Origin of the sequence: Verrucosispora sp. NA02020, assembly GCF_013364215.1 — a bacterium.
Lineage (GTDB): Bacteria > Actinomycetota > Actinomycetes > Mycobacteriales > Micromonosporaceae > Micromonospora.
This window is the reverse complement of sequence record NZ_CP054923.1, coordinates 1719751-1740616: the sequence shown is the minus strand read 5'-3', so window position 1 is coordinate 1740616 and position 20866 is coordinate 1719751. Positions and strand designations below refer to the sequence as shown.

17 protein-coding genes are annotated in these 20866 nt (G+C 72.0%); 5 read left to right on the top strand and 12 right to left on the bottom strand.

All coding sequences use genetic code 11. The features are described 5' to 3' along the window. Position 1 precedes the first annotated feature (1 nt). The 4 genes from HUT12_RS07605 to HUT12_RS07590 all read right to left on the bottom strand — a co-directional run bounded on the left by HUT12_RS07605 (position 2) and on the right by HUT12_RS07590 (position 3712). On the bottom strand, positions 2 to 961 hold the full coding sequence (locus tag HUT12_RS07605; RefSeq protein WP_131053237.1) for a VWA domain-containing protein: 960 nt from the start codon (positions 959 to 961) through the stop codon (positions 2 to 4). Beyond that, positions 958 to 1974: a DUF58 domain-containing protein gene (locus HUT12_RS07600; RefSeq protein ID WP_131053238.1), complete on the bottom strand. Its 1017-nt coding sequence runs from the start codon at positions 1972 to 1974 to the stop codon at positions 958 to 960. Before HUT12_RS07600 ends, HUT12_RS07605 begins: the two co-directional genes overlap by 4 nt. Next, a complete protein-coding gene (locus tag HUT12_RS07595; protein WP_131053239.1) occupies positions 1974 to 3026 on the bottom strand; it encodes a MoxR family ATPase in 1053 nt (350 codons plus the stop codon). The genes HUT12_RS07600 and HUT12_RS07595 overlap by 1 nt, the downstream gene beginning before the upstream one ends. A gap of 191 nt (positions 3027 to 3217) precedes the next feature. Then, positions 3218 to 3712 carry a hypothetical protein gene (locus HUT12_RS07590; protein WP_131053240.1) on the bottom strand — a complete coding sequence of 165 codons (495 nt, stop codon included), beginning with the start codon at positions 3710 to 3712 and terminating at the stop codon, positions 3218 to 3220. Between the two features lie 376 nt (positions 3713 to 4088). Here HUT12_RS07590 and HUT12_RS07585 point away from each other — a divergent pair, with 376 nt between their 5' ends. Then, a complete protein-coding gene (locus tag HUT12_RS07585) occupies positions 4089 to 5081 on the top strand; it encodes an endonuclease/exonuclease/phosphatase family protein (protein ID WP_236145732.1) in 993 nt (330 codons plus the stop codon). 131 nt (positions 5082 to 5212) lie between these two features. Here HUT12_RS07585 and cimA read toward each other — a convergent pair whose 3' ends face one another. After that, positions 5213 to 6796, bottom strand: a complete 1584-nt coding sequence (gene cimA / locus HUT12_RS07580; RefSeq protein ID WP_131053241.1) for a citramalate synthase — start codon at positions 6794 to 6796, stop codon at positions 5213 to 5215. Between the two features lie 307 nt (positions 6797 to 7103). Here cimA and HUT12_RS07575 point away from each other — a divergent pair, with 307 nt between their 5' ends. Together HUT12_RS07575 and HUT12_RS07570 are read left to right on the top strand one after the other, a co-directional pair. Then, complete coding sequence (locus HUT12_RS07575) at positions 7104 to 7616, top strand: PRC-barrel domain-containing protein (protein WP_176092936.1); 513 nt, start codon at positions 7104 to 7106, stop codon at positions 7614 to 7616. A 73-nt stretch (positions 7617 to 7689) separates the two neighbouring features. After that, the gene (locus HUT12_RS07570; RefSeq protein WP_131053242.1) at positions 7690 to 8427 is read left to right on the top strand and encodes a tyrosine-protein phosphatase; all 738 of its coding nucleotides are present in this window, start codon (positions 7690 to 7692) and stop codon (positions 8425 to 8427) included. Between the two features lie 136 nt (positions 8428 to 8563). On the opposite strand, the gene HUT12_RS07565 is transcribed toward HUT12_RS07570, so the two are convergent. Further along, the gene (locus tag HUT12_RS07565) at positions 8564 to 9661 is read right to left on the bottom strand and encodes a branched-chain amino acid aminotransferase (RefSeq protein WP_176092935.1); all 1098 of its coding nucleotides are present in this window, start codon (positions 9659 to 9661) and stop codon (positions 8564 to 8566) included. Between the two features lie 242 nt (positions 9662 to 9903). Then, complete coding sequence (locus tag HUT12_RS07560) at positions 9904 to 10935, bottom strand: 3-isopropylmalate dehydrogenase (RefSeq protein ID WP_131053244.1); 1032 nt, start codon at positions 10933 to 10935, stop codon at positions 9904 to 9906. 216 nt (positions 10936 to 11151) lie between these two features. Between HUT12_RS07560 and HUT12_RS07555 the strand changes: the two genes are divergently transcribed. Further along, positions 11152 to 11997 (top strand): FAD:protein FMN transferase, encoded by an 846-nt coding sequence (locus HUT12_RS07555; RefSeq protein ID WP_176095683.1) that lies wholly within the window; start codon positions 11152 to 11154, stop codon positions 11995 to 11997. 335 nt (positions 11998 to 12332) lie between these two features. Then, complete coding sequence (locus HUT12_RS07550) at positions 12333 to 12695, top strand: hypothetical protein (protein ID WP_131052038.1); 363 nt, start codon at positions 12333 to 12335, stop codon at positions 12693 to 12695. A 105-nt stretch (positions 12696 to 12800) separates the two neighbouring features. On the opposite strand, the gene serA is transcribed toward HUT12_RS07550, so the two are convergent. The 5 genes from serA to HUT12_RS07525 all read right to left on the bottom strand — a co-directional run bounded on the left by serA (position 12801) and on the right by HUT12_RS07525 (position 20800). Then, positions 12801 to 14399 (bottom strand): phosphoglycerate dehydrogenase, encoded by a 1599-nt coding sequence (gene serA / locus HUT12_RS07545; protein WP_131052037.1) that lies wholly within the window; start codon positions 14397 to 14399, stop codon positions 12801 to 12803. A gap of 294 nt (positions 14400 to 14693) precedes the next feature. Continuing rightward, positions 14694 to 15707 carry a ketol-acid reductoisomerase gene (gene ilvC / locus HUT12_RS07540; RefSeq protein ID WP_131052036.1) on the bottom strand — a complete coding sequence of 338 codons (1014 nt, stop codon included), beginning with the start codon at positions 15705 to 15707 and terminating at the stop codon, positions 14694 to 14696. Between the two features lie 118 nt (positions 15708 to 15825). Next, entirely contained in the window at positions 15826 to 16341 is a 516-nt protein-coding gene (gene ilvN / locus HUT12_RS07535; RefSeq protein ID WP_131052035.1) for an acetolactate synthase small subunit, read from the bottom strand. Then, entirely contained in the window at positions 16341 to 18206 is a 1866-nt protein-coding gene (locus HUT12_RS07530; RefSeq protein ID WP_176092934.1) for an acetolactate synthase large subunit, read from the bottom strand. The genes ilvN and HUT12_RS07530 overlap by 1 nt, the downstream gene beginning before the upstream one ends. Positions 18207 to 18439: 233 nt before the next feature. Then, a complete protein-coding gene (locus tag HUT12_RS07525; protein WP_368660230.1) occupies positions 18440 to 20800 on the bottom strand; it encodes a putative bifunctional diguanylate cyclase/phosphodiesterase in 2361 nt (786 codons plus the stop codon). Positions 20801 to 20866 lie beyond the last annotated feature (66 nt).

Genomic DNA, 20866 nt, shown 5'->3' with positions numbered 1-20866 from the left:
GTCAGGGCAGGCGGGAGAACCACCGCATCGAGCCGTACGCCGCACCCATCGCGAACACCAGCCCGAGCCCGATGAACCGGGACGAGACGTCCTGCCGCACCTTTCGCCAGCCCACCGAGCTGCCGATGTCGTCGTAGACGGCCCGCAGTTCGTCGCTCGTCGCGGCCTCGTGGAAGACGCCCCCGGTCTCTTCGGCGACGGCCTGCAACGTCTCTCCGTCCACCGGCACCTGGATCGGCCGACCGCCCCGGTCCACGAAACCGCTCAGTGTGCCGAACGAGATCGTGTGCACCGGCACCTCGACCGCGACGGCGTCGGCGGCGGCCTCCATCGGATCCATGCCCGAGGTGTTCGCACCGTCGGAGAGCAGGATGATCCGGGCCGGGGGCGGCTGGGTCGCGGCAGCCTCGTCCAACGCCTTCACCGCCCCCAGCGAGGTGCTGATCGCCTCGCCGATCGCGGTGCCCTGCACGCCGGTCACCCCCTCGGCGAGGCGCTCGATGCCGTCGTGCAGGGACTCCCGGTCGGTGCTCGGCGGCACCAGCACCGCCGCGCTACCGGCGAAGGCCACCAACCCGACGTTGAACTCGTCCGGCAGGTTGTCGACGAACCGCCGGGCGGCGCTCTTGGCCGCGGTGAGCCGGTCCGGGTCCACGTCGCCGGCGAGCATCGAGGTGGACACGTCCACCGCCACCATCACGGTGGCCCGTTCCCGGGGCACCCGCACCTCGGCGCTGGGCCGCGCGAAACCCACCACCAGCAGAGCCAGCATGGCCAGGAAGAGCCCGGCCGGCAGGTGTCGACGCCAGGTCGGCCGCCGGGGCGCCACCCGGTCGAGCAGCCGCAGGTTGGTGAAGCGGACCGCGTACCGGCTGCGCCGCCGTTGCGCCACCAGATAGGTCAACGCCAGGGCGAGCACGCCGAGCAACAGCCAGAGGCGGACCGGCGACTGCCAGATCATGCCGCCCCTCCCCGGTTCGGTCCGGCTCCGGCGGCGGCCAGGCGACGTTGTGCGTGGACGTGCCGCACGATGTCGGCCGCCCAGTCCCGGTCGGTGCGCAGGCTCAGGTGGGTCGCGCCGGATCGGCGTACCGCGTCGCGGACCTGCTCGCGCTGGGCGGCGGCGGCGGCCGCGTACCGCTCGCGCAGCCGCCGGTCGCCGGTCCACACCTCGCGGCGCTCGCCGGTCTCCGGGTCGGCCAGGGTGATCAGGCCGACGTCCGGCAGCTCCAGCTCACGAGGGTCGGTGATCTCCACCGCCAGCACCTGGTGCCGCACGGCCAGCCGACGTAGCGGGCGTTCCCAGGTGGCCGGCGACCGGGGGTCGTCGGGCAGTCCGTCGAGGAAGTCGGAGACCACCACCACCAGGCCGCGCCGGTGCGCCACCCGGTGTACCTCCGCCACCGCGTCGGAGAGGTCGGCCGCGCCGGGCGGCGGCCCGGCGGGCCCGTCGTGGCCACCCACCCGGGGTTCGGCCAGCAGCCCACGCAACAACCCGAGCAGATGGGTACGCCCACCGCGCGGCGGCATCCGACGCAACCCGGACGTGGTGAGCACCTGGGCACCGAGCCGGTTGCCCGGGCCGGTGGTGAGGAAGCCGACGGTGGCGACCGCCGCCACCGCCAGTTCCCGCTTGTCCAGCTCGGCGGTGCCGTACTCCATGCTGGGGCTGGCGTCCACCAGCAGCCAGGTGGTCAGCTCCCGGTCGGCGTCCACCTGCCGGACGTGCGGCACGGTGGTCCGGGCGGTCACCGACCAGTCCATCCGGCGCACCTCGTCCTCGCCGGGCCGGTACTCCCGGCTGCCGGCGGGTTCGCTGCCCGGGCCGGGCAGCAGGCCCCGGTGCTCGCCGTGCAGCATCCCGTCGAGCCGGCGGGTGACGGTCAGTTCCAGCCGACGCAGCCGCTGGTCCGGGGTGAGGTCGGCGAGCACCGGATCGGCCGGTACGGGCACCGGCACGGGTCGGCGGGCCATCAGGCGGCGGCCAGGTCGGGGGCATACTCGGGTTGACCGGTGGCCGCCACCCGGGGCGGCGGGACCACCTCGACCAGGCGGCGCACGACGGCCTCGGCGGTCACCCCGTCGGCGACCGCGTCGAAGGAGAGCACCAGCCGGTGCGACAGTACGTCGCCCGCGAGGTCCCAGACGTCCTCGGGCAGCACGTACTCCCGGCCGCGCAGCATCGCCCGGGCCCGCGCGGCGGCGACCAGGCCGAGGGTGGCGCGCGGGCTGGCGCCGTACGCCAGCAGTGGGGCGATCTCCGGCAGCCCGAACCGGACCGGGTCCCGGGTGGCGAGGATGAGACGGACCACGTACTCGGCGATGGCATGGTGCACGAAAACCTGCGTGGCCTGTCGTTGGAACGCGCGCAGCCGGTCCGCGTCGAGCACCGGGCGGGCCCGGGGGCGGTCGGCGCTCATCCGGTAGAGGATGGCCAGTTCGTCGGCGCCGTCCGGGTAGTCGACCAGGATCTTCATCAGGAAGCGGTCGCGCTGTGCCTCGGGGAGCTGGTAGACCCCCTCCGACTCGATCGGGTTCTGGGTGGCCAGCACGAGGAACGGCTCCGGCACCCGGTAGCTGCGCCCGCCGATCGAGACCTGGCGTTCGGCCATCGCCTCCAGCAGCGCGGACTGCACCTTGGCCGGGGCCCGGTTGATCTCGTCCGCGAGCACCAGGTTCGCCATGATCGGCCCGAGTTCGACGTCGAAGCTCTCCTTCGACGCCCGATAGATGCGGGTGCCGACGATGTCCGACGGGACGAGGTCGGGGGTGAACTGGATCCGGGAGAAGGTGCCGCCGACGACCGTGGCGAGGGTCTGCGCGGCGAGCGTCTTGGCCACCCCCGGTACGCCCTCCAGGAGACAGTGCCCGTCGGCGATCAGGGCGGTGAGCAGGCGCTCGACGAGCCGATCCTGCCCGACGATCACGCGTTTGACCTCGAAGAGCGTCTGGTCCAGCTCCGCAGCGGTCGCGTCCGGATCGACCGGGCTGGGCAGGCTGGCCATGGTGTCCGAGATGTCCGTCACGGTGCTTGCTTCCCGAGGGGCGCCTCGGACAAACGTCGGAATTACCGGCCCTGGGCGGCCCAGACGGGTCGGGCGTCACCGTTACGGCGTGGACCGGGCCGGACGGCACGAAAGCGGTCGGGTGGGTCGTCCGGGAACGCAACGACCACCGGCCCCCACCGCACGGGTGGGGGCCGGTGGACGTGCCACGCTCAGCGGTGCACGATCACGAAGAACGGCAGGTCGGCGGCAACACCGGCGGAGTTGCGCGTCTGGATGAACACCCCGTTCGGGGTGAGCAGCCGGGGTGCCACCGAGACCTCCCCGGCGGGCGGGACGCAGCACGAGCCCGCCTGGCCGATCGTCGCCACGTAGATGCCCGAGGCGACGTTGCTGCCGTACTGCACCTCGTACTGGCCGACGCCGTACTTGATCACGACCCCGTCGCCGCGGGCCTTGGTGCCGTTGGCGTTGACCGCCGTCGCGTACCCGGAGGTGCTGGCCGCGGCGACCTCACCCTTGGCCAGCAGGGCCCGGGCGCTGTTCATCGAGGCGGTGGTGACCGCCGGCTGCTGCGCGGTGGCGCGGGCGGTGGGCTGGTTGCCCGCCACGGTGGGCTTCGCCGCGGCGATACCACCGCCGGCGAGGGCCAGGGCCAGGGCCGCGATCGACACCGCGGCCGCCTTACGTCGGAAAAATCTGGTCATGACAGGTCTCCCTTGGTGACCGTGGGGATACGCCGACCCGCGACACGCGGGGCGGATATTGCCTTTTTCCTCGTCGGGCCGCAATGACCTTCGAACGCCGGATGCTGCATTTTCTCGTGCACTCGCAAACGGCTCTACTCGATGATCGACATGCGCTCTGAGCTGGGAAAATCTCCCTGATCGCGACCACCCGACCAGCAGGAACGTAACACCGGAAAATACCGTCGGTCAATAACCCTTCACGCTTTGGGGCAATGTCGGATCATCACCACTAATTGTGAGAGGCGCATTCACGAATGAGGAGTGAGAATTGTTCGGTCGCTCGCGTACGCAATGGATCTCCGCCGGTCGGCGGGCGGCAGCTACCCTGCCTGCTGTGGCGATCTTCCTCGGCCGACCGTCGGAGTTTTCCGGACGTACCGTGCTCTGCTGGCTCGCCGTCGCCCCCGGGGCCGGGTGGGCGGTCGTCCGGCTGGCCGGGCTGGACCGGGGACCGTTGGTGCAGGCGCTGGCCTTCACGCCGTACGCGCTGCTCGGCAGCCTGGTCCCGCTGGTGCTCGCGGTCGCCCTCCGACGCCGCTGGCCGGCGGTGGTCGCGGCGGTGACCACGGCGGCGCTGCTCGCGGTGGTGGTGCCCCGCGCACTACCCTCGCCGCAGCCGACGGTCGACGGACCGGAGCTGCGCGTGCTCACCGCCAACCTGCTCGCCGGAGCCGCCGACCCACGGGCGGTCGTCGCGCTGGTCCGCGAGGCGCGGGTGGACGTGCTGGTGATGCAGGAGTTCACCCCGCAGGCGCAGGCCGACCTGGACCGACTGGGCCTGGCGGACCTGCTCCCCCACCGGCAGCTCAACGCGATGGACGGCACGCCGGGCTCCGGCCTCTACGCCCGCCACCCGATCGGCGACGGTGGTGTCCGCCAGCTCCGTGGCGGCTGGAGCTTCACCCAGGCGTACGCGACGGTGGCGGTGCCCGGGGCGCCTGCCGTCCGCGTCGAGTCGGTCCACCCGGCCGCCCCGTACGCGGTGGACCAGGTGCCCGGCTGGCGCGCCGACCTGGCGGCCCAACCCGCGGCCACCCCGGACGGGCCGCTGAGCGTCCTCGCCGGCGACTTCAACGCCACCCTCGACCACAGTCCGTTGCGCGCCCTGCTGCGCACCGGGTACGCCGACGCCGCCGCCTCGGTCGGCGCCGGGCTCACCGGCACCTGGGGACCGTACGACGGCGACCCGATCCCACCGGTCGTGATCGACCACGTGCTGGTCGACCGCCGGATCGCGGTACGCGCCGTGACGGTGCATCCGCTACCCGGCAGCGACCACCGGATGGTCCTCGCCGACCTCCACCTGCCCGCACCCGCTGCCGCGTGACGCGGACGCCGCCGGTGTAAGGAAGGGACCCTTTTAGTGCACCAGGCGATAGCAGGGGACCCCTGCTAACACCCCGGCCGCGCCCGCCGCGCGCGTGCGAGGGGTGCGGGCGGGAGCAGCCGGGTGCGGTGTTACACGCGGGCCCGGTCGAGGCCGTACGTCAGCGCGTCGACCAGGGCGTGCCAGCTCGCCTCGACCACGTTGGGGTGCACGCCGACGGTGGTCCAGCCACCGCCCCGGCCGTCGGCGGTCTCGACCAGCACCCGGGTGACCGCGCCGGTGCCGTGGCTGCCCTCCAGGATGCGGACCTTGTAGTCGGCCAGCTCGAAGTCGCGCAGCTCCGGGTAGTGCCGTCCGAGGCCGACGCGCAGCGCCTCGTCGAGCGCGTTGACCGGGCCGTTGCCCTCCGCCGTGGCGATCACCCGCTCACCGCGTACCCGGATCTTGACGGTCGCCTCGGAGACCACCGCGCCGTCCTCGCGGTGCTCGACCAGCACCCGGTACGACTCCAGCGCGAACGGCCGCGCCGGTGCCGCGTCCGGCAGTTCGGAGCGGACCAGCAGCTCGAACGAGGCGTCGGCGGCCTCGAACGACCAGCCACCGGCCTCCAGTTCCTTGACCCGGTTGGTGACCCGGGACAGCGTCTCCGGATGGCCGGCCAGATCCAGCCCCAGCTCACGACTCTTGAGCTCGATGCTGGCCCGGCCGGCCATCTCGGTGACCAGGATCCGCATGTCGTTGCCCACCACCTCGGGTTCGACGTGGTTGTAGAGCAGCGGATCCACCTTGATCGCACTCGCGTGCAGCCCCGCCTTGTGAGCGAAGGCGGCGGCCCCGGCATACGCCTGGTGGGTGTCGGGGGCGATGTTGGCGATCTCGGCGATGGCGTGGGAGACCCGCACCATCTGCTCCAGGCAGCCCTCCGGTAGGACCGGCAGCCCGAGCTTGAGCTGGAGGTTCGCCGCGACGGCGAAGATGTCGGCATTGCCCGGCCGCTCGCCGTACCCGTTGGCGGTGCCCTGCACGTGCCGGACGCCCGCCTCGACGGCGGCGAGGGTGTTGGCGACCGCGCACCCGGTGTCGTTCTGCGCGTGCATGCCGAGCACCTCGGGTGCGACCCCGATCCGGTCGGTGAGGTCGGAGATGGCCGCGGTCACCCAGGAGGGCAGCATCCCGCCGTTGGTGTCGCAGAGCACGAACCGCTCCGCCCCGGCCGCCAGCGCCGTCTCCACCACCGTGGCGGTGTACGCCGGGTCGTGGCGGTAGCCGTCGTAGAAGTGCTCGCCGTCGACGAAGACCCGCCGCCCCTCGGCGACCAGGTGGGTCACCGTGTCGTGGATCATCGCCAGGTTCTCCTTGGCGGTGGTACGCAGCGCCCGCTCGACGTGCCGCAGGTCGGCCTTGGCCACCAGGGCGATCGCCGGGGTCTGCGCGTCGAGCAGGCCGCGCACCTGCGGGTCGTCGGCGGCGACCGAGCCGGCCCGGCGGGTGGCGCCGAAGGCGACCAGCACCGCGTGCTTCAGGTCGAGTTCGGTACGCGCCCGGCGGAAGAACTCGGTGTCCTTCGGCACCGCACCCGGCCACCCACCCTCGATGAAGCCGACGCCGAACTCGTCGAGCAGCCGGGCCACCGCGAGCTTGTCGACCACCGAGTAGCTGACCCCCTCGCGCTGGGCACCGTCGCGCAGGGTCGTGTCGTAGACCTGGAACGTCATGGGGGAGATCCCTTCGTACAGGCACCGGCCGACGCAACAAAAAGACCCCCCGCGGATGCGGGAGGTCTGCGCGCTCGGCGGAGGGAGAGCCGGCGCGCTAGTTGCCAATAATGAGGGCGGTGCTGGTCACGGTGGGTACTCTGCCACTCTCGGACAGCCCGTGGGAGAAACAATCCACATGTCGGGACGGACATCGAGGTGGATTCCCCGCAACGGGTGTAGGAGACTTCGCCCCGGGTACGTGTCTCCGGGACAGCGAACCACTACCTCCGAGACGGCTGGTCACAGTCGGGGCAGGAGAGATCCCATGGACAGGCTCAACCCGGACAGCACGCACGCCACGCCCGACCCGGCGCTGCACGGCACCCCGTCCGACCCGACGCTGCGCGCGGTGTCGAGCGAGGACGTCACCATCCAGGGCGACCAGGGGACGGTGCCCGGCGGCGCCCCCGCCGGCGCCTTCGACCCGTGGAGCTACCGGGACGAGGCCGGGGTGGCCGGCGCCAACCTGGTCGGCTACAAGGTCGAGGCCACCGACGGGTCGATCGGCAAGATCGACAGCAACAGCGCCGAGGTCAACGCGAGCTACCTGGTCGTCGACACCGGGCCGTGGATCTTCGGCAAGAAGGTCATGCTGCCCGCCGGCACCGTCAACCACGTCGACCACGAGGAGCAGAAGGTCTACGTCGACCGCGAGAAGGACCAGATCAAGGCCGCTCCGGAGTACGACGAGACGGCCACCGACCCGGCGTACCGCGACAAGCTCGGCGGCTACTACAACGACACGTACGCCGCCACTCCGCCCGGCGCTCCCCGCTGACGACTCCCCCGCGTGGGCGTACGGCCCTGACGGCCGGTGGGCATCCGCCCGCCGGCCGTCTACCGTGACAGGGGTGGACGCCATCGAGGTCAACCGCAGGATCCCGTTCACCACCACGTTCAACTTCCGAGACGTCGGCGGTTATCGGGGACACGACGGTCGCACCGTACGCACCGGCCGGCTCTACCGCTCCGACTCGCTGCACCGCATCGACGACGGCGACCGGGACGCCTTCGCGGCGCTCGGTGTCCGCACCGTCATCGACCTGCGGCGGCCGCACGAGGTCGAACGCGACGGCCGGGTCCCCGACTTCGACGGGTTGACCTACCGCAACATCCATCCCGAGCACGCGGAGTGGGCCGGGCTGGACGAGTCCCACACCGACCTGGCCCGCTACCTCGCCGACCGGTACGCCGACCTGGCCCGTACCGGCACCGCCGGGCTGGCCGAGGCGATCGGGCTGATCGCCGACGCGGCGAACAGCCCGGTGGTGGTGCACTGCGTGGCCGGCAAGGACCGCACCGGGATCGTCTGCGGGCTGACCCTCGCCGTGCTCGGCGTCGACGACGAGGAGATCGCGTCGGACTACGCGCTGAGCACCGAGGCCTCGCAACGGTTCAGCGCGTGGGTCGCCGCCACCCTGCCCGACGCCGCGCCGCTGCCGGCGCCGTTCCTGTCCTCGCCGTCCGAGGCGATGCTGCTCTTCCTCACCGAGATCCGCGCGGGCCACGGCTCGGTCGAGGACTACCTGCGGCACGCCGGGGTCACCGACGAGCAGCTCACCGCCCTGCGCACCCACCTGCTCGCCTAGCCTGCCGCGCACCTCGACGACCCGCTCACCCTGTCGAGGACGCGCCCTCGCCGTGCGGAGGACGTCGCGCCGTCGGGATGTGAGGAAGGGTCCCCTGCTATGCCGTAGGCGTTAGCAGGGGACCCTTCCTTGCATCTCAGAGCACGCGGTGGACCCAGCCGGACGGGTCGGCGCCCTTGCCTCGCTGGATGTCGACGAGCTGCTGACGCAGGCCCATCGTCACCGTGCCCGGCTCGCCGCCACCGACGGCGAACTCCCCCTCGGGGAAGCGCACCGCGCCGATCGGCGTGATCACCGCAGCCGTACCGCAGGCGAAGACCTCGCGCAGTCGGCCGCTGGCGGCGTCGGCCCGCCACTCGTCGAAGGTCACCGGACGCTCCTCGACCCGGTGTCCGGCCGCCTCGGCCAGCATGATCACCGATTCCCGGGTGATGCCGGGCAGGATGGTGCCGGTCAGCGGCGGGGTGGCGATCGAGCCGTCGTCGTAGACGAAGAAGACGTTCATGCCGCCCAACTCGTCGACGTACTTGCGCTCCACCGCGTCCAGGAAGACCACCTGGTCACAGCCGTGCTCGATGGCCTGCGCCTGGGCGGCCAGCGAGGCGGCGTAGTTGCCGCCGCACTTGGCCGCGCCGGTGCCACCGGGCCCGGCCCGGGTGTAGTCGGGCGAGACCCAGACCGTCACCGGCTTGACCCCACCGGAGAAGTACGCCCCCACCGGCGAGGCGATCACCGAGTAGAGGTACTCGTTGGCGGGCCGCACACCGAGGAAGACCTCGCTGGCGAACATGAACGGCCGCAGATAGAGGCTGCCGTCCTCGCCCTCCGGAATCCACTCGCGGTCGATCTCGATCAGCCGGTGCAGCGAGTCGACGAAGGTCTCCTCGGGCAGCGTCGGCATCGCCATCCTGGTGGCCGAGACGTTGAACCGGGCCGCGTTGGCGTACGGGCGGAACATGGTGACCCCGCCGTCCGTGGCGCGGTACGCCTTCATCCCCTCGAAGATCTCCTGCGCGTAGTGCAGCACCGCGCTGGCGGGATCCATCGGGATCGGCCCGCGCGCCTCGACCCGGGCGTCGTACCAGCCCTTGCCCTCGGCGTAACGGACAGTGATCATGTGATCGGTGAACACCCGACCGAATCCCGGGTTGGCCAGCAGCGCGGCCCGATCGGCGGCGGATACCGGCGCGGGATTCGGACGGATCTCGAAGTCGAGCTTGTCACCACCGCTCATTGCGCTGACCTCCCTGGGGGGACGACGACATGCGCCGACCGCATGCCGGAAACTTTTGTGCCAGAAACTTACCCCGAACGGTCGTTCAGCGGGTAGGTCGACCGGCGGGTAGCAAGCCGACAACCGGTACGGAGCCCACGGAACGTGCGTGATCGAGGCAGGGCGGAGCCGAGGTCCGGGGGATCGCCCGGAGCACACGACGAACCCTCGTCACCGGGGTCACCGGCGAGGGCGTGGCAGCCTCAGGCGGTTACCTGCGCGGCGATCCGGTCGCCCACCTCTGCCGTGCGCAGGGCTACGTCCGGGCCACGGGCGGCCAGCTCCGCGCTGACCGCGGCGGTGATCCGGGCGGCGGCGTCGGCGTGCCCGAGCTGGTCGAGCAGCAGGGCAGCGGAGAGTACGGCGGCGACCGGGTCGGCCACGCCACGGCCGGCGATGTCCGGCGCGGAGCCGTGCACCGGCTCGAACATCGACGGGAATGTCCCGTCCGGGTTGATGCTGCCGCTGGCGGCCAGGCCGATCCCGCCGGTGACTGCGGCGGCGATGTCGGTGAGGATGTCGCCGAAGAGGTTGTCGGTGACCACCACGTCGTACCGCTGGGGCTGGGTGACCAGGAACATGGCGGCGGCGTCGACGTGCTGGTACTCGGTGGTGACGTCCGGGTGCTCGGCGGCCACCGCCTCGAAGGTGCGGGCCCACAACGAGCCGGCGTGGGTGAGCACGTTGGTCTTGTGCACCAGGGTCACCTTGCGCCGCTCGCGCCGACGGGCGCGGGCGAAGGCGTCCCGGACCACCCGTTCCACCCCGTGCCGGGTGTTCAGGCTCTCCTCGGTGGCGATCTCCGCCGGGGTGCCCCGGTGCAGCGCGCCGCCGGCACCGGCGTAGAGACCCTCGGTGCCCTCACGGACGACCACCAGGTCCACCTCGCCGGACTTGACGGTGGCCAGCGGGCTGGCCACGCCCGGCCAGAGGCGCGACGGGCGGAGGTTGACGTACTGGTCGAAGGCGAACCGCAGCTTGAGCAGCAGGCCCCGCTCCAACACGCCGGGCGGGACGGTCGGGTCGCCGACCGCGCCGAGCAGGATCGCGTCGTGCTCGGCCAGCTCGGCCAGCACCGAGTCGGGCAGCACCTCGCCGGTGCGGTGGTAACGTGCCGCGCCGAGGTCGTACTCGGTCGCCTCGACTCCGGGGAGTACCGCGTCGATGACCTTGCGGGCCTCCGCGACCACCTCGGGTCCGATCCCGTCCCCGGCCACCACCGCGATCCGTGCCACCGTCAGCTCCTTCGCTCGTATCGGCTCGACGGTACGCTGCCGTCCCGCCTCCCGGTACGAGTGTTCCATTCTTCGGGAAATCGCTGACGCACAGCAGCTTCCCAGGAGGCATTCATGGGGCCGTCATGTCCGCTGCCTACGGTGATCTCCAACGGGCCACCGAGCCCGGACGGTCGGCGTAACGGCGCGGCGACCGTCGAGGAGGGGGCGGACACGATGTGGACCGACGAGCAGCCACGGACCCGCTGGATCGACCCGGCGGTCTTCCGCTACCGCCGGCCCGACCTGCGACTGGGCACCCGTGACCCGAAGCCGGACCGCACCGGCACGGTGACCGGTGACCGGATCGCCGTCACACACACGGTCCGCACCTCGACCGCGCAGTACCGCCTGATGCTGAACGCGCCGGAGTGGCTGGGCCGCCGGGGAGTCGGCGAGGCGCTGCGGGACGCGGTCGCCGAACTGCGGGCCATCGACCTGACCTACGGCCCGAACCGGCCGGGGAGCCTGGTGTCCCGGCTGCGTCGGGGCGAGATCAGCGCCGAGTCGTACCCGCCGCTGGCGGAGCTGGTCGACCGCTGCGCCGCCATGCGGGCGGCGACGGACGGCTGGTTCGACGCCTGGGCGGTGCCCGGCGGATTCGACCCGGGCGGCCTGCTCGGCGGCTGGGCGGTCGAACGGGCCGCGGCCCGGCTGCGCGCCGCCGGCATCCACGACTACGCCGTGCTCGCCGGCGCCGACCTGGTGGTACGCGGCAACGCCGCACACGGTGGGCCGTGGCGGATCGCGGTGCACCACCCGACCGACCGGCGCCGGGAACCGCTGGTGCTGGAGATGACGGCGGGTGCGATCGGCACCTCCGGGGTGACCGGACGGCAGGGGCACGTGGTGGATCCGCACACCGGTGGACCCGCCGACGAACTGGTCGCCGCCACGGTGGTCGGTCCCGACCTGTCGGTGGCCGACGCGTACGCCACCGCCCTGTACGCCGCCGGGTCGGCCGGACTGTCCTGGTTCCGTGGTGATTCGGACTACCACGCGTTGTTCGCCGCCCGGCGCTGATCGAGGCGGGCCCGAAGCGGGTGTCGAATGTGGGTGGTGACAGCGATCGGCCTCCACAGCCGCGGCAACGACCGTGGAGGCCGGTCGGCGACGAATGCGCATGGCTCACGCAATCGAGGGGTGCGGGCCGGTCGGCCGGACGTCGACCTCGCCACCCGAAGACGGGCCGCTGCCACGAACTCGGCCGGTGACCGCACACGTACGCTATCGAATTGACGTGATTCGCGGCAAGGGCTCCACAGGGGAGCGTCTGGAATGGTTCCAGCGGCACACTGAACCGTTTCGCAACCGGCCCGTTTTCGACAACGTGCACATCGGATGGCACGCTGTCCGCCGTGAGTTTCGATCTGAGCGTGTGGGCCCTGCCGGACGGGGCGACGCCCGAGGACGTACGAGCGGCGGTGCAGCAGTGCCGGAGCGGCCGGCACGGCGAACGCCAACCGGACCCACGGGTGGTGGCCTTCTATCGGGCGATCACCGCCAGCTACCCGGACCGGCCGACCGGCCGACCGACGCCCTGGGCGGTGATGCCGCTGCACGCGGCGGCCGACCACGTGGAGATGAACCTGGACCCGGGCTGCCCCGACCAGGTGCTGCTGGACATCGAGCGGCTGGCCGGCGAGTACCGGCTGATGCTGTTCGACGCGCAGGACGGCTCGGTCTACCCGCCGCCGACCACCGTCCGCCTGCCCGGCTGACCCGCCCCGCCCGGCCGTGTGCCGACACCCTGTCGGTCCGTGCCGGCGACGGCGACACGACGAGGGGCCCGGCCGACGGCCGGGCCCCTGTCGGTCGTGTGTGGACTACTCGTCGCGCAGGTCCGCCGCGCTGGCCGAGGTCGCGCCGATCGAGTCGGCGGCCGAGGTGAGCAGCTCGGCACCGAGCGCCTGGTCGACGGTGAGGGTCATCAGCGTCTCGCCGCCGGCCTCCCGACGGGCCACCTGCATCGCGGCGATGTTGATGCCGGCCTCACCGAGCAGCGTGCCGACGGTGCCGACCACGCCCGGGCGGTCGGCGTAGCGGAGGAACAGCAGGATGCCCTCCGCACCGATCTCCACGTCGAAGCCGTCCACCTCGGTCAGCTTGATGATGTCCCGGGTGCCCGCGTGGGTCACCGTGCCGGAGACGCTCACCGTACGGCCGTCGGGCAGCGCGCCGCGCACGGTGACCAGGACGGGGTACTCGACGGTGTCGGTCTGGGTGGTCAGCGACACCTCCACACCACGCTGGGCGGCCAGGTGCGGCGCGTTGACGTAGGTGACCTGCTCCTCCACCACCGAGCTGAACAGCCCCTTGGTGGCGGCGAGCTTGAGCACGGTGACGTCGTGGTCGACGATCTCGCCGCGCACCTCGACGGTGACGCTGGCGGCGATCCCACCGGCGACCGCGGTGAAGGCCCGGCCGAGCTTCTCGGCCAGCGGCAGCAGCGGGCGTACGTCCTCGGCGACCACACCGCCGGCCTGCACGTTGACCGCGTCCGGCACGAACTCGCCCTGCAGGGCCAGCTTGACGCTCTTGGCCACGGCCAGACCGGCCTTGTCCTGCGCCTCGGCGGTGGAGGCGCCCAGGTGCGGGGTGGCCACCACGTTGTCGAGGGCGAACAGCGGCGAGGAGGTGCACGGCTCCTTGGCGTACACGTCCACACCGGCGCCCGCGACGCGGCCCTCGGCCAGCGCGTCGGCCAGCGCCTGCTCGTCGACCAGGCCGCCCCGGGCGGCGTTGACGATCCGCACGCCCGGCTTGACGATGGACAGCTCCTTCTCACCGATCAGGCCCACGGTCTCCGGGGTCTTCGGCAGGTGGATGGAGATGAAGTCGCTCTCCCGCAGCAACTCCTCCAGCCCGACCAGGCGTACGCCGAGCTGCGCGGCGCGGGCCGGCTGGATGTACGGGTCGTACGCGATCAGCCGGGTGCCGAACGCCGCGATGCGCTGCGCGAACAGCACGCCGATGCGGCCCAGGCCCACCACGCCGACGGTCTTGCCCTGCATCTCCACACCGGTGTACTTGGACCGCTTCCACTCCCCCGCCTTGAGCGCGGCGCTGGCGCTGGCGGTGTTGCGGGCGACCGCGAGCAGCAGGGCGACGGCCTGCTCGGCAGCGGAGACGATGTTCGAGGTGGGGGCGTTGACGACCATGACACCCCGCGCGGTGGCGGCGGGCACCTCGACGTTGTCCAGACCCACCCCGGCGCGGGCCACGACCTTGAGTCGCGGAGCGGCGGCGATCGCCTCGGCGTCGATCTGGGTGGCACTGCGGACGATGACGGCGTGGGCCTCGGAGAGCGCCGAGAGCAGAGCCGGGCGGTCGGTGCCGTCGACGTGCCGGACGTCGAAGTCGTGGGCGAGCACCTCGATGGCGGCGGGGGCGAGTTCTTCGGCGATCAGTACGACAGGAGTCATTGGTCCTCGTAGATGTCGTCAGAGCGGTCGGCCGGTGCGGGGACGCTGCGCTGCGCCCGGCGCGGGCGGGGCCATGGCCGTCAGGTGCCGCCTGGAGCACCTACCCGCGATCGTAGGGGGCGGGTAGGCCGGCGTGCCCCGGACTACGGGGTGAGTGCCCTCACAAACCGGACGTGACGTGCGTGTTAACGATCGTTAGCCACCTCGGTGAACAGCACGGCACCCGGTCCCGACGTCGGGGAGAACGTCGGGTCCGGGTGCCGTCGGTGAGAGTGCTCTCAGGTGGCCGAGGTCTCAGGCCGTCTCGGTGATCGGCCGGTCGACCCAGCTCATCATGCCGCGCAGCTTGGCGCCGGTCTCCTCGATCGGGTGCGCCGCGCCCTCCGCCTGCCACTTGCCGAAGTTGGGGCGGCCGGCCTCGTCCTCGGCGACCCACTCGCGGGCGAACTCGCCGTTCTGGATCTCACCGAGGATCTTGCGCATCTCCTCCTTGACCCGGCCGTCGATGACGCGCGGGCCCCGGGACAGGTCGCCGTACTCGGCGGTGTCGGAGACGCTGTACCGCATCCGGGCGATGCCGCCCTCGTACATCAGGTCGACGATGAGCTTCAGCTCGTGCAGGCACTCGAAGTAGGCCACCTCGGGGGCGTACCCGGCCTCGGTGAGCACCTCGAAACCGGTCTGCACCAGCGCCGCGGCACCGCCGCAGAGGACCGCCTGCTCGCCGAAGAGGTCGGTCTCGGTCTCCTCCTTGAAGGAGGTCTTGATGGCGCCCGCCCGGGTGCCACCGATGCCCTTGGCGTACGACAGGGCCAGCGCGAGCGCGCTGCCACTGGCGTCCTGCTCGACGGCGACCAGACAGGGCACGCCCTTGCCGTCGGAGTACTGCCGGCGGACCAGGTGACCGGGGCCCTTCGGGGCGACCATCGCCACGTCCACCTCGGCCGGCGGCGTGATCAGGCCGTACCGGATGTTGAAGCCGTGCCCGAAGAACAGCGCCTTGCCGGCGCTGAGGTTCGGCGCGATCGACTCGGCGTAGATGTGACGCTGCGCGGTGTCCGGCGCCAGCACCATGATCACGTCGGCCTCTGCGGCCGCCTCGGCCGGGGTGAGCACCCGCAGGCCCTGCTCCTCCGCCTTGGCCCGGCTCTTCGAGCCCTCCTTCAGACCGACCACCACGTCGACACCCGAGTCGCGCAGCGACAACGCGTGGGCGTGGCCCTGGCTGCCGTACCCGATCACGGCGACCTTCTTCGACTGGATCAGGCCCAGGTCGGCGTCGTCGTCGTAGTACACCTCAACGCTCATGACTTCCCTTTCGTACGGCGGCCGCAGTGGCCCGTCGTGGCTTCGTGGTTGCCGCGGCCGGAGGAGCCGGGCCGGCGGTTCGGTTCGGACGGCCCGCGCGACGGGCCGCGGTCTCGGGTCAGGCGGCCCGCAGCGCGGGGCCGGCGGTGATGGCGCGCGAACCGCGGCCGATCGCCACCAGACCCGACTGCACCATCTCCTTGATCCCGAAGGGTTCGAGGTCGCGCAGCAGCGCGTCGAGCTTGTCCGGGGTGCCGGTGGCCTCGATGGTGAGCGTGTCGGAGGCCACGTCGACCACCCGGGCCCGGAACAGGTTGACCGTCTCCAGGACCTGGGCGCGGGCGTTGCGGTCCGCGCGCACCTTCACCAGCAGCAGCTCGCGCGCCACCGAGGTCGACGGGTCCAACTCGACGATCTTGAGCACGTTGACCAGCTTGTTGAGCTGCTTGGTGACCTGCTCCAGCGGGGACGACTCGGCGTTGACCACGATGGTGATCCGGGAGACGTCCGGGTTCTCGGTCTCACCGACGGCGAGACTGTCGATGTTGAACCCGCGACGGGAGAACAGCCCGGAGACGCGGGCCAGCACACCCGGCTTGTTCTCCACCAACACGGAGAGAGTATGCATGGTCATCAGATGTCATCCTCGTCGAAGGTCGGGCGGACGCCACGGGCGAACATGATCTCGTCGTTGCTGGTGCCGGCAGCGACCATCGGCCAGACCATGGCGTCCTTGCCGACCACGAAGTCGATCACCACGGGCGCGTCGTTGATGGCCATAGCGGCCTCGATGGTCTTGTCGACGTCCTCGGCGTTCTCGCACCGCAGCCCGATGCAGCCCAGCGCCTCGGCGAGCTTGACGAAGTCCGGGATGCGGTGCTTGTGGGTGCCGAGGTCGGTGTTGGAGTACCGCTCGCCGTAGAACAGCGTCTGCCACTGGCGGACCATGCCGAGGTTGCCGTTGTTGATCACGGCGATCTTGACCGGGATGCCCTCCAGGGCACAGGTGGCCAGCTCCTGGTTGGTCATCTGGAAGCAGCCGTCGCCGTCGATCGCCCAGACCACCGTCTCCGGCATGCCGACCTTGGCGCCCATCGCCGCCGGCACCGCGTACCCCATGGTCCCGAGACCGCCGGAGTTCAGCCAGGTCTGCGGCTTCTCGTACGAGATGAACTGGGAGGCCCACATCTGGTGCTGGCCGACCCCGGCGACGTAGATCGCGTCCGGCCCGACGATCTCCCCCAGCCGCTTGATCACGTACTGCGGGGAGAGGGTGCCGTCGCCGGGCTCCTCGTAGCCCAGCGGGTACCGCTCACGCAGGTCGTCGAGCTGCGCCCACCAGTCGGTGAGGTCGGTGCCACGGCCCGCGGCCCGCTCGGCGTTGACCGCCGCCAGCAGCTCGTCGATGACGTGCCGGGCGTCGCCCACGATCGGCACGTCCGCGTGCCGGTTCTTGCCGATCTCGGCCGGGTCGATGTCGGCGTGCACCACGGCGGCGTCCGGGGCGAACGAGTCCAGCTTGCCGGTGACCCGGTCGTCGAACCGGGCGCCCAACGCCACGATCAGGTCAGCCTTCTGCAGGCCGTAGACGGCGGCGACGGTGCCGTGCATGCCGGGCATGCCCAGGTGCTGCCGGTGCGAGTCGGGGAAGGCGCCCAACGCCATCAGCGTGGTGATCACCGGGATGCCGGTCAGCTCGGCCAGCTTGCGCAGGCCCTCGGTGGCGCCGGCCTTGAGCACACCGCCACCGACGTAGAGCACCGGGCGACGGGCGTTGCTCATCAGCCGGGCCGCCTCCCGGATCTGCTTGCCGTGCGGGTGCAGGGTGGGCCGGTAGCCGGGCAGGTCCAGGGTGGGCGGCCAGGCGAAGGTGGTCGGCGCCTGGAGCACGTCCTTGGGGATGTCCACCAGCACCGGCCCGGGACGACCGGTCGAGGCCAGGTGGAACGCCTCGGCCAGCACCCGAGGGATCTCGGTGGCGTTCTGCACCAGGAAGTTGTGCTTGGTCACCGGCAGCGTGATGCCCTGGATGTCCGCCTCCTGGAAGGCGTCCGTGCCGATCGAGGGCCGCGCCACCTGACCGGTGATCGCCACCAGCGGCACCGAGTCCATGTACGCGTCGGCGATCGGGGTGACCAGGTTCGTCGCGCCCGGCCCGGAGGTGGCGATGCACACCCCGACCCGGCCGGTGGCCTGCGCGTAGCCGGTGGCCGCGTGCCCGGCGCCCTGCTCGTGCCGGACCAGGATGTGCCGGACGGTCGAGTCGTAGAGCGGGTCGTACGCCGGAAGGATCGCGCCACCCGGGATACCGAAGACGACGTCGACGCCGAGCGCCTCAAGGGAACGCACCAGCGAACCGGCGCCCGAGACCTCGGCCTGGGCCTGGGTGGGGCGTACCGCCGGGGTGGGGGCGGCGGCGCGGGCGGCGTCGGTGGTCTCGGCGGCGCTACGGGCCCGCCGGGCGGAGTGGGCGAGGGTCTCTGGCGTGGGTCTCGTCATGGCGGTTTGCCTTCGGCTGGAGTGGGTGGGGCTACTCACGGGTGGACGCGGCAGTCCGGCGGCGTCCGATGGGTTCGACGGCAAGAAAAAAGCCCACGTGCCAGATGCACGGGGCCAGCGCACTCTCGGTCAGGGAGAGTGCGCTCAGGTAAGTACTCGCAGCGACCGGTTCGACGACATGGGCCAAGCCTGACGCATCTCACGCGATGAGTCAACTGATCCCACATATTGGTTCACGGATTTCGGCGCGTTCCCTCCGGCACGCCGCCCGCACCGGGCCCGACGTGCTCGGACGCGCTCTCGACCGGGCGCGGAAGGGGCGGCTGGTAGGGACGTGTCGGCGTCTCACCCACCGGCACCGGACGGAGCGGACGGGCACCCGGCGACGTCGCCGCCTCCAGCATCGCCTCCAGGTGCTCGGCCGGTACGCCCCAGCCGAACAGCGCGCCCTGACCGAACCGGCAGCCGGCGGCGACCACCGCGGCCAGTTCCGTGGGGTTGGTCACGCCCTCGGCGATGACCTCGAGCCCGAGCTGGTGCCCCAGCCGCATCACGATGTCGACCATCGGCGCGAAGGCCGGGCCGTCCTGCCCCACCGGCCGGACCGGCTCGTGCTCGGCGACCAGACTGTGGTCGATCTTGAGAATGTCGATCGGGAGCCGACGCAACTGCCCCAACGACGAGTAGCCCGCCCCGAAGTCGTCCAGCGCGATCCGCACACCGGTCAGACGCAGCGCGGTCAGCCGCCGGATCAGCTCGTCCAGATCGGTGGCGACCGCGTGTTCGGTGACCTCCAGCACCAGCCGCTGCGGCGGGACGTGGTGCGCGCGCAGCGCCTCGGCGACCTGCACCACGTACTCGGCGGCGTGCAGCTCGTGCGGCGAGACGTTGACCGACACCCAGACGTCGTGCCCCTCGGCCAGCCAGCGGGACAGCTGGTAGCACGCCTGGTGCAGCACCCAGGCACCGAGCTTGGCGATCATCCCGCACTCCTCGGCGAGCGGGATGAACTCGTCCGGCCGGACGTTGCCCAGCTCCGGATGGCGCCAGCGCAGCAGCGCCTCGGCACCGACCGGACGCACCGACGGCAGCGACGCCACCGGCTGGAAGACCAACCGCAGCTCGTCGCGCTCGATCGCGCCGCGCAGCTCGTGCTCCAGCGTCGTCCGGCGACGCAGCAACCGGTCGTACGCCCCGTCGTAGCGCTCGATGCGGTTCTTGCCGCTCTGCTTGGCGTAGCGCAGGGCGGCATCCGCGTGACGTAGCAGCAGCTCGACGTCGGGCTCCTCGGCCCAGCCCGCCAGGCCGATGCTGACCGAGAGGAACACCGGCCCCTCGGACTGCTCGTAGGCACCGCCGAGCACCCTGAGCAGCCGCTCGGCCACCACTCCCGCCTCGGCCGGACCACCGTGCATGAGCACCGCGAACTCGTCACCGCCCAGCCGGGCGGCCAGGTCACCGGGGCGCAGGTTGCCGCGCAGCCGCCGGCCCACCTCGGCCAGCACCGCGTCACCGACGTCGTGCCCACGCATGTCGTTGACGTTCTTGAAGCCGTCCAGGTCCAGGCCGAGCAGGACGCAGGGCACCCGGGCCTCGGCGGACCGGTGCATCGCCTGCAACAGCCCCCGCCGGTTGGCCAGCCCGGTCAGCGCGTCGGTGTGCGCGAGCTGGCGGAAGTGCGCCTCCCGCTCGGCGAGCCGCCGGGCGTAGGCGCGCACGTCGTGCAGGGTGAGGTACTGCCGGGCGACCAGGGCGAAGCCCTCGATGCTGCCGGCGACGATGGCCGGACCGTCGAACCGGCCGTCCTGGAACAGGTGGTACATCGCCGAGGCGGCCATCGCGACCATCGGCACCACCGCGTACTCGCTGTCGCGGCGGATCACGTCGACGGCGACCTGGTCGGGCGGGTCGATCCGGCGTACCGCCAGCGCGGCGGCGAGCAGGCCCAGGGCGAGTACCGCCGCACCGGTGAAGGTCACGCCCGGCCCGCCCTGGCAGAGCCCGGCCGCGATGGCCAGCCCGCCACCGGTGGCCACGGTGATCCCGCCACCGAGCACCGCGAGGTGCTGCCGGGGCGGCGGGGCACGGAAGACCATGATCGCGGCCAGTCCGGTGCTCAGCGCCGCGCTGGCCGAGGCGACCAGGATCGCCGGGCAGGCCGTCGGGGTGGCCGCGCCGAGCAGTCGGGTCGGCTCGGAGAGCAGCACCCACCCCACGAACCAGAGCGCGGCGCCGACGATCACCCCGTCCAGGGCCAGTCGGGCGGCGGAGCTCGCCGAGCCGGCGACCCCGGGCATCCGGAGCAGGCCGGCACCGAAGAGCAGGCTGCTCGCCGCCGTGCCGAACGCGACCAGCGTGGCCCAGCCGGTGCGCTGCGACTGCTCGTGCGCCCAGTGCCCGCCGACGGTGAGCGCCTCGGTCGCCCCGACCAGCAGGGTCAGCAGGGCGATCACGCCGCCTGCGGCCAGCAACGCGTACGCCGGGCGGTGCGGGGCGGACCGGCGGCGGACCGCCAGGACGAGCAGCACACCGGCCGTGAGGGCGACCAGCACGCTCGACACCGCGACACCGATCATGGCCGGGGGTGTGTGCACCCCGTCAACTCTGCCGGATGAGCTCGCGCCGTGGGGGTATCGGGTGTGCATCTGTTGGGACACGGT